Below are 14720 nucleotides of genomic sequence, written 5' to 3'. Positions count from 1 at the left end.
GCGAAGTTTGAAAGCACTAACCTTTTGTTGCATTACCGGGATGTACAGTGAAGACAGCGCGATATACAACGACATTCTTGATGCATCGCGGCGGCAAGAACGCGAATCACCAGACGCTTACGAAGGTAAGTAACTGGTGCGAGTGGGCGAAGCCAACAAAGAGGCAGTAGGAATGAATAAGTATATGTTTCGATGGCCGGTTCGTGTCTATTATGAAGATACCGATGCCGGTGGGGTGGTTTACCACGCCAGTTACGTCGCTTTTTATGAAAGAGCACGCACAGAAATGCTTCGTCATCATCACTTCAGTCAGCAGGTCCTGTTGGCCGAACGTGTCGCCTTTGTGGTGCGCAAGATGACCCTCGAGTATTTTGCGCCTGCCCGGCTCGACGATATGCTCGAAGTTCAAACCGAAATTACGTCAATGCGTGGCACCTCATTGGTTTTCACGCAACGCATTGTCAACGCAGAGAACACCGTGCTGAATGAAGCCGAAGTTCTGATTGTTTGCGTTGATCCACTCAAAATGAAGCCTCGTGCGCTTCCCAAGTCTATTGTCGCGGAGTTTAAGCAGTGACTGACATGAATATCCTTGATTTGTTCCTGAAGGCAAGCCTTCTGGTTAAACTTATCATGTTGATTTTGATTGGTTTCTCAATCGCATCCTGGGCCATCATCATCCAACGGACCCGTATTCTTAATGCTGCTTCACGTGAAGCCGAAGCATTTGAAGACAAGTTCTGGTCCGGCATTGAATTGTCGCGCCTGTACCAGGAAAGCCAGGGGCGTCGTGATAATTTGGCGGGCTCGGAGCAAATTTTCTACAGCGGATTCAAAGAATTTGCGCGTTTGCATCGGGCAAATAGCCACGCGCCGGAAGCGGTCGTTGAGGGGGCTTCCCGTGCGATGCGTATCTCGATGAACCGTGAGCTGGAAACGCTGGAAACGCATATTCCATTCCTCGGAACCGTTGGCTCCATCAGCCCGTATATCGGTCTGTTCGGTACCGTTTGGGGGATCATGCACGCATTTATCGCGCTTGGCGCGGTAAAACAGGCGACGTTGCAAATGGTCGCACCGGGTATCGCAGAAGCGTTGATTGCAACGGCTATCGGTCTGTTTGCGGCAATCCCGGCGGTTATGGCCTACAACCGTCTGAACCAGCGCGTGAACAAACTGGAACTGAATTACGACAACTTTATGGAAGAGTTCACCGCGATTCTGCACCGCCAGGCGTTTACCGTTAGCGAGAGCAACAAGGGGTAAGCCATGGCCAGAACGCGTGGACGAGGTCGTCGCGAACTCAAGTCCGAAATCAATATTGTACCGCTGCTCGACGTACTGCTGGTGCTGTTGCTGATCTTTATGGCAACCGCACCGATCATTACGCAGAGTGTGGAAGTCGACCTGCCGGATGCGACCGAGTCGCAAGCCGTCAGCAGTAACGACGAACCCCCGGTCATTATTGAAGTTTCCGGTATTGGGCAATACAGCGTGGTGGTTGAGAAAGATCGTATGGATCAACTGCCGCCGGAGCAGGTTATCGCGGAGGCGAAAAGCCGCCTGCAGACCAATCCGAAAACGGTCTTTTTAATCGGTGGTGCGAAAGACGTGCCTTATGATGAAATAATTAAAGCGCTGAACTTGTTACACAGTGCAGGCGTAAAATCGGTTGGCTTGATGACGCAGCCAATCTGATGACTGCGTTTTGCTGGCTTGAAAGATAGCACGTAACAGGCGAACAGTTTTTTGGGAACCGAGAGTGTCAAAGGCAACCGAACAAAACGACAAGCTCAAAAGGGCGATAATTATTTCAGCAGTGCTGCATGTCATTTTATTTGCAGCGCTGATCTGGAGTTCGTTCGATGAGCACATTGATGCTTCAGCCGGCGGCGGTGGCGGTTCGTCCATCGACGCCGTTATGGTCGATCCTGGCGCCGTTGTGCAACAGTACGACAGGCAGCAGCAACAGCAGGCAAGTGCGAAACGCGCTGAAGAGCAGCGTGAAAAGCAGGCGCAGCAGCAAGCTGAAGAACTTCGCGAGAAGCAGGCAGCTGAGCAAGAGCGACTGAAGCAGCTGGAAAAAGAACGTTTAGCCGCGCAGGAAAAAGTGCGCGAACAGGCGGAACAGCAGAAGCAAGCTGAAGCCGCCGCAGCGAAAGCGCAAGAGCAACAGAAACAGGCTGAAGAGGCTGCGGCGAAGGCTGCTGCAGACGCGAAGGCTAAAGCTGATGCCCAGGCTAAGCAAGCGGCAGATGCCGCGAAGAAAGCCGCTGCAGACGCACAGAAAAAAGCTGAGGCTGAAGCCGCTAAAGCCGCCGCTGATGCGAAGAAAGCTGCAGAAGCACAAGCTGCTAAGGCAGCTGCGGACGCTGCGAAGAAAGCACAGGCTGAGGCCGCTAAGCAAGCTGCAGCCGAGAAAGCTGCTGCTGAGAAAGCAGAAAAAGCCGCTGCCGCGAAAGCTGCCGCTGCTGAAAAAGCGGCGGCTGATAAGAAAGCCGCTGCAGAAAAAGCAGCAGCAGACAAAAAAGCTGCTGCTGAGAAAGCCGCTGCCGATAAGAAAGCTGCGGCAGATAAAGCAGCTGCTGCTAAAAAGGCTGCGGCCGAAAAAGCCGCTGCAGCCTCTGGCGTTGACGACTTGTTGGGCGACCTGAGCTCCGGTAAGAATGCACCGAAATCGGGCGGTGGAGCGAAAGGAAACGGCCAACCGGCGAAAGATAGTGGTACAAGTGGTGCCAATGGCGGTGCATCTGGCGCTGATATCAGTGCTTACGCATCTCAAATTCGCAATGCGATCCAGAGCCGTCTGTATGGTGCAGATTTGTATGCAGGTAAATCTTGCGTATTACATATCAAGTTAGCACCCGATGGTCTGTTACTGGATGTGACCGAAGAGGGCGGGGATCCGGCATTGTGTCAGGCTGCGCTGACGGCTGCGAAAACCGCCAGAATTCCTAAACCGCCTAGCCAGGCAGTTTATGAAAAAGTAAAAGATGCCAAACTGGACTTCAAACTGTAATAACGACCCCTGAGAAATCAGGGGAAACGGTCTAAGGTTGAGACAGAGTTCTGGTAGTTTTGTGTATTTGAGTTTGTTAACATTCTGCTAAATTATCGTGGGCTTTCCGTCCAGATAAGGGAGATATGATGAAGCAGGCATTACGAGTAGCATTTGGTTTTCTGATGCTGTGGGCAGCGGTGCTGCACGCAGAAGTACGTATCGAGATCACCCAGGGGGTGGACTCGGCGCGCCCGATTGGTGTTGTCCCCTTCCAGTGGGCAGGACCGGGTGCTGCACCTGAAGATATCGGTGGTATCGTAGGTGCTGACCTGCGTAACAGCGGTAAATTTAACCCGTTAGACCGTTCTCGTCTGCCTCAGCAGCCCGGTACCGCGCAGGAAGTTCAACCTGCCGCTTGGTCTGCGCTGGGCATTGATGCCGTAGTCGTCGGCCAGGTTACGCCGAACCCGGATGGTTCTTACAGCGTTGCCTATCAGCTGGTTGACACCGGTGGCGCACCGGGTACCGTACTGGCACAGAACACCTATAAAGTGAACAAGCAGTGGCTGCGTTACGCGGGCCATACTGCAAGTGACGAAGTGTTTGAAAAACTGACCGGCATTAAAGGTGCATTCCGTACCCGTATCGCTTATGTTGTTCAGACCAACGGTGGTCAGTTCCCGTACGAATTACGTGTGTCCGACTACGATGGTTACAACCAGTTCGTGGTACACCGTTCTCCGCAGCCGCTGATGTCTCCGGCGTGGTCCCCGGACGGTTCAAAACTGGCGTACGTTACCTTTGAAAGCGGTCGTTCTGCACTGGTTATTCAGACACTGTCTAACGGCGCGGTTCGTCAGGTAGCCTCGTTCCCACGTCACAACGGTGCGCCTGCGTTTTCTCCGGATGGCAGCAAACTGGCGTTTGCCCTGTCTAAAACCGGTAGCCTGAACCTGTATGTCATGGACATTGGTTCCGGTCAGATCCGTCAGGTGACGGATGGTCGTAGCAACAACACGGAACCTACCTGGTTCCCGGACAGCCAAAACCTGGCCTTTACGTCTGACCAGGCCGGTCGTCCGCAGGTATATAAAGTTAACGTCAACGGCGGTGCTCCGCAGCGCATTACCTGGGAAGGTTCGCAAAACCAGGATGCGGATGTGAGCAGCGACGGTAAATTTATGGTAATGGTAAGCTCGGCCAACGGTCAGCAACACATTGCCAAACAAGATCTGGTAGCGGGTGGCGTACAAGTTCTGTCGTCAACGTTCCTGGACGAAACGCCAAGTCTGGCACCTAACGGCACTATGGTAATCTACAGCTCTTCTCAGGGGATGGGATCCGTGCTGAATTTGGTTTCTACAGATGGGCGTTTCAAAGCGCGTCTTCCGGCAACTGATGGACAGGTTAAATTCCCTGCCTGGTCGCCGTATCTGTGATAATAAATAATTGATTAATAAAGGAATCATTGAAATGCAACTGAACAAAGTGCTGAAAGGGCTGATGATTGCTCTGCCTGTTATGGCTATTGCAGCGTGTTCTTCTAACAAGAACGCCAGCAATGACGGCAGCGAAGGCATGCTGGGTGCCGGCACTGGTATGGATGCAAACGGCAGCGGCAACATGTCTTCTGAAGAGCAAGCGCGTCTTCAGATGCAACAGCTGCAGCAGAACAACATCGTTTACTTCGATCTGGACAAGTACGATATCCGTTCTGACTTCGCTGCAATGCTGGATGCTCACGCTAACTTCCTGCGTAGCAACCCGTCTTACAAAGTCACCGTAGAAGGTCATGCGGACGAACGTGGTACTCCTGAGTACAACATCTCCCTGGGTGAGCGTCGTGCGAACGCCGTTAAGATGTACCTGCAGGGTAAAGGCGTTTCTGCTGACCAGATCTCCATCGTTTCTTACGGTAAAGAAAAACCTGCAGTACTGGGTCATGACGAAGCGGCTTACGCCAAAAACCGTCGCGCCGTACTGGTTTACTAAGAGAATTGCATGAGCAGTAACTTCAGACATCATCTGTTGAGTCTGTCGTTACTGGTTGGCATAGCGGCCCCCTGGGCCGCTTTTGCACAGGCGCCAATCAGTAGTGTCGGCTCTGGCTCGGTCGAAGACCGTGTCACTCAACTCGAGCGTATTTCTAACGCTCACAGTCAGCTTTTAACCCAACTCCAGCAACAACTCTCCGATAATCAGTCCGATATTGATTCCCTGCGCGGTCAAATTCAGGAAAATCAGTATCAACTGAATCAGGTTGTTGAACGCCAGAAGCAGATATTGCTGCAGATGAATAATCTTGGTAGCGGTAGTGCACCTGCGGCGCAATCTGCGGGCGGCGATCAGAGTGGGGCAGCAGCAACCCCTACACCTGATGCGGGTGCAGCGGCAGCGTCAGGTGCTCCGGTACAAACTGGCGATGCGAATACCGATTACAATGCGGCCATTGCTCTGGTGCAGGATAAATCCCGCCAGGATGACGCGATTGAAGCATTTCAGAACTTCATTAAAAAGTACCCAGACTCAACTTACCTGCCAAATGCGAATTACTGGCTGGGTCAGTTGAATTACAACAAGGGGAAAAAAGATGATGCAGCGTTCTATTTTGCTTCAGTAGTCAAAAACTTCCCGAAATCACCAAAGGCTGCAGACGCGATGTATAAAGTCGGCGTCATCATGCAGGACAAAGGTGATAAAGAGAAAGCGAAAGCCGTTTTTCAGCAGGTTATCACTAAATACCCTGGCACTGATGGCGCGAAACAAGCGCAAAAACGCCTTGGCGCGATGTAATGAACACCATGCGACCAGAAATCGTGTTAATTCTGGTCGCGTCGTGTGATTCCTAAGCAGTTGAGTTATTTACATCGAAATTTTTGTTGCGCTAAAATCTGAAATCAGTAATATATGCCGCCGTTGCCAAGGGATATCAAACAGCCCGAAAGCGGCAAAAAAAGTGGGTCGTTAGCTCAGTTGGTAGAGCAGTTGACTTTTAATCAATTGGTCGCAGGTTCGAATCCTGCACGACCCACCACTAACTTAGTTAGTAAGTAGTATCCAGCGCAGTATCGGGTGATTAGCTCAGCTGGGAGAGCACCTCCCTTACAAGGAGGGGGTCGGCGGTTCGATCCCGTCATCACCCACCACTCGGGGCGTTAGCTCAGTTGGTAGAGCAGTTGACTTTTAATCAATTGGTCGCAGGTTCGAATCCTGCACGCCCCACCAATTTATTGGTGGCACCGAGTAAAAATTTTCAGGTTATACCCGAGCGGGTCGTTAGCTCAGTTGGTAGAGCAGTTGACTTTTAATCAATTGGTCGCAGGTTCGAATCCTGCACGCCCCACCAATTTATTGGTGGCACCGAGTAAAAATTTTCAGGTTATACCCGAGCGGGTCGTTAGCTCAGTTGGTAGAGCAGTTGACTTTTAATCAATTGGTCGCAGGTTCGAATCCTGCACGACCCACCATCCTGAAAGTATAAAGAAGTAAACCCCATAAGGGGGCGTTAGCTCAGTTGGTAGAGCAGTTGACTTTTAATCAATTGGTCGCAGGTTCGAATCCTGCACGCCCCACCAGTGTAAAAAGGCGCCCTAAAGGCGCCTTTTTGCTATCTGCGATTTATAAGATTCGAATCTGCTTGCCTGATGCGCTTCGCTTATCAGTCCTACAGACGACACTATTCACGTAGGCCGGATAAGACGCCAGTCGCCTTCCGGCATTCATCACACGCAATTATTGTGACTTTCTTACGCCAATCCGCTATCTTGTTTAGCATATAAAACAAATCTAACCGAATACGGCGTGCGTCACGCTTTTAATCGGTTATTTCGTTAAGCCAGTAAAACGAGAAAGCAAGATGAGCGTGATGTTTGATCCAGAAGCAGCAATTTATCCGTTTCCGCCAAAGCCAGCCCCGCTGAGTGTGGATGAAAAGCAATTTTATCGTGAAAAAATCAAGCGCCTGCTGAAAGAGCGTGATGCCGTTATGGTCGCGCACTATTACACCGATCCCGAAATTCAGCAGTTGGCCGAAGAGACCGGTGGTTGTATTTCTGATTCTCTGGAGATGGCGCGTTTCGGCTCAAAACATTCTGCCTCTACGCTGTTGGTTGCAGGCGTGAGGTTTATGGGGGAAACCGCCAAAATCCTCAGCCCGGAAAAGACCATCCTGATGCCGACCCTACAGGCGGAATGCTCATTAGATCTGGGCTGTCCGATTGATGCGTTCAGCGCGTTTTGCGATGCGCACCCGGATCGTACCGTGGTGGTTTACGCCAATACCTCAGCCGCCGTTAAAGCACGTGCGGACTGGGTCGTCACATCCAGTATCGCGGTAGAACTTATTGAGCATCTTGATAGTTTAGGTGAAAAAATCATCTGGGCTCCGGACAGACATCTGGGCAACTACGTCCAAAAACAGACCGGTGCAGACGTTCTTTGTTGGCAGGGGGCCTGTATCGTCCACGACGAATTTAAGACTCAGGCTTTAACACGCATGAAAGGGCTTTACCCTGATGCCGCGGTGTTGGTGCACCCGGAGTCCCCTCAGTCTATCGTTGATATGGCCGATGCGGTTGGCTCAACCAGCCAGTTAATCAACGCCGCTAAATCGTTACCGCATCAACGGCTGATTGTGGCGACTGACCGGGGCATATTTTACAAAATGCAGCAGGCCGTTCCGGATAAAGAATTGCTTGAAGCGCCGACGGCTGGTGAGGGGGCAACCTGCCGCAGCTGTGCGCATTGTCCGTGGATGGCGATGAACGGCCTCAAGGCGATTGCTGAGGGCCTGGAACAAGGCGGAGCGGCTCATGAGATACATGTTGATGCTGCGCTGCGAGAAGGGGCGTTGTTGCCGTTAAACCGCATGTTGGAATTTGCGGCTACACTTCGAGCTTAATTAATTTTTTGGCTCTGGGGGAAAAGATGGACTTTTTTAGCACGCAGAACATTCTGGTACATATTCCGATTGGCGCTGGCGGTTACGATCTGTCGTGGATCGAAGCTGTGGGGACGATCGCTGGGTTGCTGTGTATTGGCCTGGCTAGCCTTGAGAAAATCAGCAATTACTTCTTCGGCCTGATAAACGTCACGCTGTTTGCGATTATCTTCTTTCAGATCCAGCTCTATGCAAGCCTGTTGCTGCAAGTTTTCTTCTTTGCCGCCAACATCTACGGCTGGTATGCCTGGTCCAGGCAAACCAACCAGCATGAAGCGGAACTGAAAATTCGCTGGCTGCCGTTACCAAAAGCGATCGGCTGGCTGGCGGCTTGCGTGGTGGCGATCGGCCTGATGTCGGTCTATATCGATCCGGTCTTTGCGTTCCTGACCCGCATTGCGGTGAACATTATGCAGGCATTAGGATTGCAGGTTGTTGTGCCTGAGTTGCAACCCGATGCATTCCCGTTCTGGGACTCCTGCATGATGGTGTTGTCGATTGCGGCGATGATACTGATGACGCGTAAGTACGTTGAAAACTGGCTGCTGTGGGTGATCATTAACGTAATAAGCGTAGTGATTTTCGCCCTGCAAGGCGTATATGCCATGTCGCTGGAATATGTGATCCTGACTGTTATCGCACTGAACGGTAGCAGGATGTGGATTAACAGCGCGCGCGAGCGGGGTTCCCACGCGCTGTCCCATTAATGGTGATGGTGTGAATGGCCGGATACCCCCTGATACAGGTGGCAGTCCGGCCCATTACACGGCTGATACTCCATCTGGATTGTGGCGTGTTCAATCTGGTAGTGATGGATAAGGAAATGCTGAATACGCTCCAGCAGCGCGTCGTGATCGTGCGGCGGGACCACCTGCACATGCAGCGTCATTACCGGTTTTTCACCCACCATCCAGACATGGACATGGTGCACATTGCGGACTTCGGGGATATCCCGGCTGAGATGGCGCTGTAGTGCGGCGATATCCAGCGTCAGCGGGGCGCCTTCCAGTAATTCATTAACGCTATCCTTTAACAGTCGCCAGGCGCTACGCAGTACCAGCACGGAAACCAGAATCGAGAGAATCGGGTCCGCAGGCGTCCAGCCCGTCCAGATAATAATCAGCGCAGCGATGATCGCCCCGACCGAGCCGAGTAAATCGCCCATCACATGTAGTGCCGCGGCGCGGACGTTCAGGTTTTTCTCCTCACTGCCGCGGTGTAGAACCCAAAAAGCCAGCACGTTAGCCAGTAAACCCGCGACAGCTATAACCATCATCATGCCGCCAGCCACGGGGCGGGGCGTATGGAAGCGCTCAATGGCTTCCCAGACGATTAAAATGGTGATCACGACCAATGCGATGGCGTTAACAAACGCGGCCAGTGTCGTGAGCCTCAGCCAGCCGAAGGTGTGTCGTATTGTGGGCGGGCGATGGGAAAACCGGACGGCCAGCAGCGCAAAAAGGAGCGCTGCGGCATCAGTGAGCATATGCCCGGCATCGGCCAACAAGGCCAGTGAACCTGAAAGTATTCCACCCACCACTTCAACCAACATAATTCCGGCTGTAATGCAGAATGCAAACATCAAGCGGCGGGCATTATTGTCCTTGGGTTGCTCAGAAGAAGTATGAGTATGCGAGTGCGCCATTATGCCATCCCTTTGTTATTCTCATCTTTACTGTATGCCATCATACCGTTTTTGGGATGATAAAATTAAAAAGGAGAGCTATTGCTCTCCCATTATTAGCTTTATTTTCAGCGTTACTGCGTAGTGCCATCAGTTTTTGTCTCAGCATCATTGTTAATGCCGTTTCCGGTCTCAACCTTCTTATTCACATCAGGGCAGCGACCGTCCTTACACATGGTGTTTTTGTGCATCTCGTCTTTGGTCATCCCTTCATGGTTCATTGATGAACCGTTCGGGTGCAGCATTGTGCCACCCGAATTCACGTTACTGTTGTCGACATTATTTGGTGCCACGTTTTCGCGTGCGTCTGGGGCGACCTGACCGGCATCCGCCGAGGAATTTGCCTGGCCGTTATTGGACTGCGTATTGGTTTCAGCTGCCAGCGCCGCGCCGCTGGCGAGGCTGAGTGTAGCGGTAAGAAAGAGTGAAGCCAGCTTTGTCATATGCATAATATGCTCCTGTTATGGTCGATATGTCGGATAACGTCTTCCAACAGTGCATGTGCCAGTTACATCATCAATATGTGGTTAATAGTTTTGCCAGAGAAATTAAACCCAGCATAGAATCTTGAAATTTATGAAAATTAAAGCTGTTACAGTTATAAATTGTAGGTTGGATCTCGTTTTTCGCTACTTTATTGCGTTTTTTTGGCCAATTCCAGGATTAATCCGTCCAAAGTGTAAAACCCCGTTTACACTTTATGACTGAAGATATAGATTGGAGGGATTGCATTCATTTATATAAGTATGGCAACGCTGGAATAATCATGAATTATCAGAACGACGATTTACGCATTAAAGAGATCAACGAGTTATTACCGCCAGTCGCATTGTTGGAAAAATTCCCCGCTACTGAAAATGCCGCAAACACGGTGGCTCATGCTCGTAAGGCGATTCATAAAATCCTGAAAGGGAGTGACGATCGCCTGCTGGTAGTGATTGGGCCTTGCTCTATTCATGATCCGGCAGCCGCCAAAGAGTATGCCGCTCGCCTGCTGGCACTGCGTGAAGAGTTAAAAGGCGAGCTTGAAATCGTTATGCGCGTCTATTTTGAAAAACCGCGAACTACCGTCGGCTGGAAAGGGCTTATCAACGATCCGCACATGGACAACAGCTTCCAGATCAACGATGGGCTGCGCATTGCGCGTAAACTGCTGCTGGATATCAATGACAGCGGATTGCCTGCTGCGGGTGAATTCCTCGATATGATTACGCCGCAATACCTCGCCGACCTGATGAGCTGGGGCGCGATTGGGGCACGTACCACAGAATCTCAGGTGCACCGCGAATTGGCGTCTGGTCTGTCCTGCCCGGTTGGCTTTAAAAACGGTACTGATGGCACGATAAAAGTAGCGATTGATGCGATTAACGCCGCAGGAGCGCCGCACTGCTTCCTGTCTGTGACCAAATGGGGTCATTCGGCGATCGTAAATACCAGTGGTAATGGCGATTGCCATATTATTTTGCGCGGCGGCAAAGAGCCGAACTACAGCGCTCAGCACGTTGCCGATGTGAAAGAAGGTCTGATCAAAGCAGGGCTTTCAGCGCAGGTGATGATCGACTTTAGCCATGCCAACTCCAGCAAGCAGTTCAAAAAGCAGATGGATGTCGCGAAAGATGTTTGCGGACAAGTTGCTGGGGGCGAAAAAGCAATTATTGGTGTGATGATCGAAAGCCATCTGGTAGAAGGTAATCAGAACCCGGATAGCGGTGAGCCGCTGACCTACGGTAAGAGCATCACCGACGCCTGCATTGGCTGGGAAGATACCGATGCAGTATTGCGCCAGCTGGCGGATGCTGTAAAAGCGCGCCGCGGTTAAAAAATTCATCCGGGCTACGCTCGGTAGGCCGGATAAGGCAACGCCGTCATCCGGCAATAAAAAAGCGTGGAGCATTCCACGCTTTTCTCGTTTGATCCGGGATGAAAATTACTTCGCTTTACCCTGGTTCGCAACGGCTGCCGCTTTTGCTGCGATCTCGTCAGCATTACCCAGATAGTAGTGTTTGATTGGTTTGAAGTTTTCGTCGAACTCATATACCAGCGGTACGCCGGTCGGGATGTTCAGTTCAAGGATCTCATCTTCGCCCATGTTATCCAGATATTTAACCAGCGCACGCAGAGAGTTACCGTGAGCGGCGATAATTACGCGCTCACCGCTTTTCATGCGCGGCAGAATGGTTTCGTTCCAGTAGGGGATAACGCGATCGATGGTCAGCGCCAGGCTTTCGGTAACCGGTAACTCTTTGTCGGTCAACTTCGCATAACGCGGATCGTGACCCGGATAACGCTCGTCATCTTTGGTCAGTTCCGGTGGCGTTACCGCAAAGCCGCGACGCCATTGCTTAACCTGCTCGTCACCGTATTTTTCAGCGGTTTCAGCTTTGTTCAGACCCTGCAGCGCGCCGTAATGACGTTCGTTCAGTTTCCAGGATTTTTCAACCGGCAGCCAGGCCTGATCCAGTTCGTCCAGTACGTTCCACAGGGTGTGGATGGCACGTTTCAGCACAGAAGTATAAGCAAAATCGAAGCTGTAGCCTTCTTCTTTCAGCAGTTTACCTGCCGCTTTTGCTTCGCCCACGCCTTTCTCTGACAGATCAACGTCATACCAACCGGTAAAACGGTTTTCGTTGTTCCACTGACTTTCACCGTGACGTACCAGAACCAGCTTAGTTACAGCCATACACTCACTCCTATAAATCATATTGAATGATAATAATTCTCATTATATTGCCGTAAAGCGTCAGCGGCAATGCTTACGCATAACCATAGCGAAAATAGCGCCACAGTGTAAGGTTCTTGTGAATTCAAGGTTGCGATTTTGTCTTTGAGTGGTGGGGATTTGAGCGGTTCTACTGTGATAAACAAATAACAGGCCCGCTACGTTACGTCATCGGGCCTGTGAGGGGAAAGGATCAGACTGGAATAAACTGATATTCCGTCACGCTGGCATACTCTTCACCCGGGCGTAAGAAGCAGTCCGGCTGCCGCCACTCTGGATGGTTTGGGCTGTCCGGGAGAAACTCACTTTCCAGCGCCAGACCTTGCCAGTCTTCGTAGGCGTCTGGTCCGCGAGATGGTGTACCGCCGAGGAAGTTGCCGGAGTAAAACTGCAATGCTGGGGCGGAGGTGTATACCACCATCTGCAGTTTTTCATCCTGGGACCACAGTCGAGCGACCGGCGTACGCGCATTGCCCTGTGCCTGAAGCAGGAAGGCGTGATCGTAACCTTTCACCTTGCGCTGATCGTCATCGGCAAGAAATTCACTGCTGATGATTTTAGGCGTGCGGAAATCGAAAGTGCTACCAGCGACGGATTTCAGCCCGTCATGCGGGATGCCCATTTCGTCCACCGGCAAGTACTCATCCGCCATAATTTGCAGCTTATGCTGGCGCACATCCGTTTTGTCACCGTCGAAGTTAAAATAAACGTGATTCGTCAGATTCACCGGACAGGGCTTATCGACCGTGGCGCGGTAGGTTATCGAAATACGATTATCGTCAGTCAGGCGATACTGCGCGGTGGCGCAAAGATTACCAGGGAAACCCTGGTCGCCATCGTCAGATGTTAAGGCGAACAGCACCTGACGGTCATTCTGATTCACTATCTGCCAGCGACGTTTGTCGAAACCGTTCGGTCCGCCGTGCAGTTGGTTATCACCCTGGCTTGGCAGCAATTCAATGGTTTCGCCGGCAAAGGTATAGTGGCTGTTGGCGATACGGTTAGCGTAGCGACCAATTGAAGCGCCCAGAAACGCAGCCTGCTCCGGGTATTGTTCCGGACTGGCGCACCCGAGTAATGCTTCGCGCACGCTACCATCGCTAAGCGGAATACGCGCAGAGAGCAGCGTCGCGCCCCAGTCCATGAGCGTGACCACCATCCCTGCGTCATTGCGCAGGGTGAGCAGGCGAAACGGCTGACCGTCCGGAGCCTGCACAGGGGTTTCGCTTAACATTGTCCTGCTCCTTGTGAAGGTTTGCAGACGTAGAATGTTTCTTTGATACCGGTTTTTGCTTCGTATTGTTCCGCGACGGCCTGCTGTACGGCAGGTACCAAATCTTGCGGGATCAGCGCCACGATGCAGCCGCCGAAGCCGCCGCCGGTCATACGGACACCGCCTTTATCGCCGATGGTCGCTTTGACAATCTCGACCAGCGTATCAATTTGCGGCACGGTAATTTCAAAGTCATCGCGCATTGAGGCGTGAGATTCCGCCATCAGCTGGCCCATGCGCAGCAGGTCGCCTTTTTCCAGCGCCTGTGCGGCTTCAACGGTATGCGCATTTTCCGTGATCACGTGGCGAACGCGTTTGGCGACAATCGGATCCAGTTCGTGGGCGACGGCGTTGAAGGCTTCAAGGCTGACATCACGCAGCGCTGGCTGCTGGAAGAAACGCGCGCCGGTTTCACACTGTTCGCGACGGGTATTGTATTCGCTACCGACCAATGTGCGTTTAAAGTTACTGTTGATGATCACCACCGCGACGCCCTCAGGCATGGAAACGGCTTTGGTGCCCAGCGTTCGGCAGTCGATCAGTAGCGCATGATCTTTCTTACCAAGCGCCGAGATCAGTTGATCCATAATGCCGCAGTTACAGCCGACAAACTGGTTTTCAGCTTCCTGGCCATTCAGGGCAATCTGCGCGCCGTCGAGCGGCAGATGATAGAGCTGCTGGAATACCGTACCCACAGCGACTTCCAGTGAGGCAGAAGAGCTTAAGCCCGCACCCTGCGGGACGTTACCGCTGATAACCAGATCCGCGCCGCCAAAGGCGTTATTGCGCTTTTGCAGATGTTTCACTACGCCACGCACGTAGTTTGACCACTGCTGGCTGTCATGAGCGATAATTGGCGCATCAAGCGAGAACTCATCAACCTGATTGTCGTAATCAGCGGCGATCACACGGACTTTTCGATCGTCGCGTGCCGCACAGCTGATAACGGTTTGATAGTCGATAGCGCAGGGCAGAACGAAGCCGTCGTTATAATCGGTATGTTCACCGATCAGGTTCACACGACCCGGTGCCTGAATAGTATGGGTGGCAGGGTAGCCAAATGTTTCAGCAAACAGAGATTGTGTTTTTTCTTTCAGACTCATT

General features: G+C 51.9%; 15 protein-coding genes and 6 tRNA genes. 16 read left to right on the top strand and 5 right to left on the bottom strand.

Going from position 1 to position 14720, the window contains the following annotated elements:
* The first annotated feature begins 172 nt into the window (after window positions 1–172).
* From ybgC to pnuC, 15 genes are all read left to right on the top strand, one after another.
* On the top strand, window positions 173–577 hold the full coding sequence (gene ybgC, locus GHC22_RS16135) for a tol-pal system-associated acyl-CoA thioesterase (protein WP_003831439.1): 405 nt from the start codon (window positions 173–175) through the stop codon (window positions 575–577).
* Window positions 574–1266: a Tol-Pal system protein TolQ gene (gene tolQ / locus GHC22_RS16130; protein ID WP_003022976.1), complete on the top strand. Its 693-nt coding sequence runs from the start codon at window positions 574–576 to the stop codon at window positions 1264–1266. Before ybgC ends, tolQ begins: the two co-directional genes overlap by 4 nt.
* A gap of 3 nt (window positions 1267–1269) precedes the next feature.
* Window positions 1270–1698 carry a colicin uptake protein TolR gene (gene tolR / locus GHC22_RS16125; RefSeq protein WP_003022978.1) on the top strand — a complete coding sequence of 143 codons (429 nt, stop codon included), beginning with the start codon at window positions 1270–1272 and terminating at the stop codon, window positions 1696–1698.
* 64 nt (window positions 1699–1762) lie between these two features.
* A complete protein-coding gene (gene tolA / locus GHC22_RS16120; protein ID WP_008784157.1) occupies window positions 1763–3019 on the top strand; it encodes a cell envelope integrity protein TolA in 1257 nt (418 codons plus the stop codon).
* 128 nt (window positions 3020–3147) lie between these two features.
* On the top strand, window positions 3148–4440 hold the full coding sequence (gene tolB, locus GHC22_RS16115; RefSeq protein WP_003022981.1) for a Tol-Pal system beta propeller repeat protein TolB: 1293 nt from the start codon (window positions 3148–3150) through the stop codon (window positions 4438–4440).
* A gap of 34 nt (window positions 4441–4474) precedes the next feature.
* Window positions 4475–4993, top strand: coding sequence for a peptidoglycan-associated lipoprotein Pal (pal, locus tag GHC22_RS16110; RefSeq protein WP_003022983.1), 519 nt, complete (start codon window positions 4475–4477; stop codon window positions 4991–4993).
* 9 nt (window positions 4994–5002) lie between these two features.
* On the top strand, window positions 5003–5794 hold the full coding sequence (gene cpoB, locus GHC22_RS16105) for a cell division protein CpoB (protein ID WP_153753511.1): 792 nt from the start codon (window positions 5003–5005) through the stop codon (window positions 5792–5794).
* 165 nt (window positions 5795–5959) lie between these two features.
* Window positions 5960–6035 (top strand) — tRNA-Lys (locus GHC22_RS16100).
* 36 nt (window positions 6036–6071) lie between these two features.
* Window positions 6072–6147: transfer RNA gene (locus GHC22_RS16095), tRNA-Val, on the top strand.
* Between the two features lie 3 nt (window positions 6148–6150).
* Window positions 6151–6226, top strand: a tRNA-Lys gene (locus GHC22_RS16090).
* 45 nt (window positions 6227–6271) lie between these two features.
* Window positions 6272–6347: transfer RNA gene (locus tag GHC22_RS16085), tRNA-Lys, on the top strand.
* A gap of 45 nt (window positions 6348–6392) precedes the next feature.
* Window positions 6393–6468 (top strand) — tRNA-Lys (locus GHC22_RS16080).
* Between the two features lie 32 nt (window positions 6469–6500).
* Window positions 6501–6576 (top strand) — tRNA-Lys (locus GHC22_RS16075).
* A 281-nt stretch (window positions 6577–6857) separates the two neighbouring features.
* Complete coding sequence (gene nadA, locus GHC22_RS16070; RefSeq protein WP_048214654.1) at window positions 6858–7901, top strand: quinolinate synthase NadA; 1044 nt, start codon at window positions 6858–6860, stop codon at window positions 7899–7901.
* A 26-nt stretch (window positions 7902–7927) separates the two neighbouring features.
* On the top strand, window positions 7928–8647 hold the full coding sequence (gene pnuC, locus GHC22_RS16065; protein ID WP_003831446.1) for a nicotinamide riboside transporter PnuC: 720 nt from the start codon (window positions 7928–7930) through the stop codon (window positions 8645–8647).
* Here the strand turns inward: pnuC and zitB are convergent.
* Window positions 8644–9585 carry a CDF family zinc transporter ZitB gene (gene zitB, locus GHC22_RS16060; RefSeq protein WP_153753509.1) on the bottom strand — a complete coding sequence of 314 codons (942 nt, stop codon included), beginning with the start codon at window positions 9583–9585 and terminating at the stop codon, window positions 8644–8646. The genes pnuC and zitB overlap by 4 nt on opposite strands.
* A 113-nt stretch (window positions 9586–9698) precedes the next feature.
* Window positions 9699–10073, bottom strand: a complete 375-nt coding sequence (locus GHC22_RS16055) for a YbgS-like family protein (protein ID WP_003022994.1) — start codon at window positions 10071–10073, stop codon at window positions 9699–9701.
* A 317-nt stretch (window positions 10074–10390) separates the two neighbouring features.
* On the opposite strand from GHC22_RS16055, the gene aroG reads away from it, so the two are divergent.
* Window positions 10391–11443, top strand: coding sequence for a 3-deoxy-7-phosphoheptulonate synthase AroG (gene aroG, locus GHC22_RS16050; RefSeq protein ID WP_003831449.1), 1053 nt, complete (start codon window positions 10391–10393; stop codon window positions 11441–11443).
* Window positions 11444–11551: 108 nt separating this feature from the next.
* On the opposite strand, the gene gpmA is transcribed toward aroG, so the two are convergent.
* The 3 genes from gpmA to galK all read right to left on the bottom strand — a co-directional run bounded on the left by gpmA (window position 11552) and on the right by galK (window position 14719).
* Window positions 11552–12304: a 2,3-diphosphoglycerate-dependent phosphoglycerate mutase gene (gene gpmA / locus GHC22_RS16045; protein WP_003022999.1), complete on the bottom strand. Its 753-nt coding sequence runs from the start codon at window positions 12302–12304 to the stop codon at window positions 11552–11554.
* Window positions 12305–12536: 232 nt separating this feature from the next.
* Window positions 12537–13577 carry a galactose-1-epimerase gene (gene galM, locus GHC22_RS16040; protein ID WP_153753507.1) on the bottom strand — a complete coding sequence of 347 codons (1041 nt, stop codon included), beginning with the start codon at window positions 13575–13577 and terminating at the stop codon, window positions 12537–12539.
* A complete protein-coding gene (galK, locus tag GHC22_RS16035; protein ID WP_153753506.1) occupies window positions 13571–14719 on the bottom strand; it encodes a galactokinase in 1149 nt (382 codons plus the stop codon). Before galK ends, galM begins: the two co-directional genes overlap by 7 nt.
* Window position 14720: the final 1 nt, after the last annotated feature.

Source organism: Citrobacter sp. H12-3-2 (genome assembly GCF_009649895.1).
Taxonomy (GTDB): Bacteria; Pseudomonadota; Gammaproteobacteria; order Enterobacterales; family Enterobacteriaceae; genus Citrobacter; species Citrobacter portucalensis.
Note: the sequence above shows the minus strand (reverse complement) of the source record. Positions and strands in the feature narration are given on the sequence as shown.